Source organism: Bradyrhizobium sp. NBAIM08, from assembly GCF_020193935.1.
GTDB lineage: Bacteria > Pseudomonadota > Alphaproteobacteria > Rhizobiales > Xanthobacteraceae > Bradyrhizobium > Bradyrhizobium yuanmingense.
This window is the reverse complement of the sequence record NZ_JADYVR010000466.1, coordinates 1-437: the sequence shown is the minus strand read 5'-3', so window position 1 is coordinate 437 and position 437 is coordinate 1. Positions and strand designations below refer to the sequence as shown.

General features: G+C 70.5%; 1 protein-coding gene. It reads right to left on the bottom strand.

What is annotated here, in order from left to right; all coding sequences use genetic code 11:
* Window positions 1-234 precede the first annotated feature (234 nt).
* Window positions 235-437: hypothetical protein (locus I6F37_RS40465; RefSeq protein ID WP_225154444.1), on the bottom strand; the 203-nt coding region annotated here is incomplete at its 5' end.

Here is a 437-nt window from a genome sequence, read left to right as displayed (position 1 = left end):
GAAGGCGGCGAAGCCGAACTCCGTGACCGGTGCCACGGTCCGCAACGAGAGCCTCACCGGCAGTGACGTCAAGAACGGCTCGCTGCTGTTCGGCGAGTTCGCAGCGCGCGTGGGTGAGCCCGGGGTCGGCGGAGAGCGCGGTCCGATCGGGCTCTAGGGCAGCGCCGGTACCAGGGGCACGACGGGCACCAAGGGCGCCGACGGCAACGACGCCGAGCGCCAGTTCAGCTTCAGCTACCGCACGGCCGGCAGCCGCTTCGCCACGATCATCAACCCGAACAACGGCCCCATCGTGCCGTGGTGGTCGCGTGGGTCGTCGATCAGCGGAACCCAGAGCCCCGAGTTCCTCGACCCGACCGGGCGGATCATGACCGACCTCGCGCAGTCGTCGCAGTCGGGCGGCGTGCTCAACCTGCCGCGCCGCAGCGATGTCGTGG